This is a genomic window from Gilvimarinus sp. 2_MG-2023, assembly GCF_030547685.1.
In the GTDB taxonomy this organism is placed as follows: domain Bacteria; phylum Pseudomonadota; class Gammaproteobacteria; order Pseudomonadales; family Cellvibrionaceae; genus Gilvimarinus.
Map to the genome: position 1 here is coordinate 2,273 of NZ_JAUOQM010000046.1, position 1,081 is coordinate 3,353.

Below are 1,081 nucleotides of genomic sequence, written 5' to 3' on the forward strand. Positions count from 1 at the left end.
GGCTCAAGGTGGCACCAAGCCTGCGACGTTAAGTACCGGGGCTGTGATCAAAGTTCCGCTGTTTATGAATGAAGGTGATGTGGTACGTGTGGATACCCGTACAGGCGAATATTTGGGGCGCGCGACCAAAGACTGATTACTCGATGAGTGATGATTACGCTCCTACCGCTACGCCCGACGCCCTTGAGGCGCGGGCGCATCTCTACCAGCAAGTTCGCCTGTTCTTCGCTACCCGCAATGTGCTTGAAGTCGAAGTGCCTTTATTGAGCGCGCGCTTTGTTACCGACCCCTTTATTCAACCCATCATCGCCCGGCGCAATGACCAGTGCGCTTATCTGCAAAGCTCGCCAGAGTACGCGTTAAAACGCTTGCTGGCGGCCGTGCCTCGTTGCGTTTACTCGCTCGGTAAAGCTTTTCGCGACGGGGAAAACAGCACACGGCACAACAGTGAATTTACCCTGCTGGAATGGTACCGCCTGGGCATGGATGACCGCGCTTTGATGGGTGAGGTGGCCGAGGTCGTTGCCTTGGCCATGCCCGATGTGGCGATAAACTATAGCAGTTACCAACAGTGGTTTATTGATGAGCTTGAACTGAATCCGCATTTAGCAACGGTCTCCGAGTTGGCAACTGTAGCCAGCCGTTTTATTGAGATTAATGGCACGGGCCTGAGTAGAGACGACTGGTTGGATTTATTGATTACGCACGTTCTTGAGCCGCGCCTGCCGCCCGGGCTTACATTTATTTACGATTATCCCGCCTCTCAGGCGGCACTGGCTCGAATTGTGCCTGATGAAACAGGACAACCGGTAGCGCGGCGCTTTGAAGCTTTTCTCAATGGGATGGAGCTTGCCAATGGGTACTGGGAGTTGACCGACGCCCATGAATTAACTCAGCGCTTTGCCGCCGATCGCGCGAAGCGCCAAGCACTGGGTTTGCCCGATGTCCGGGCTGACGAACGTTTGCTGGCGGCCATGGAGGCGGGCTTACCAGCTTGTGCCGGTGTCGCCTTGGGGGTGGACCGTTTATTAATGCATATATTGGGCGCCACGAGTATTGAGCAGGTGCTGACGTTTCCTAC

Annotated in this window: 1 protein-coding gene and 1 pseudogene; both read left to right on the plus strand. The window is 55.1% G+C overall.

Annotated features, from left to right (window positions below):
* A pseudogene (locus Q4526_RS11220) lies at nt 1-136 on the plus strand (elongation factor P); the annotation flags it as partial.
* Between the two features lie 7 nt (nt 137-143).
* Nucleotides 144-1,081, plus strand: a 938-nt coding sequence (gene epmA / locus Q4526_RS11225) for an EF-P lysine aminoacylase EpmA (RefSeq protein ID WP_215977175.1), incomplete at its 3' end; no start/stop codon positions are given.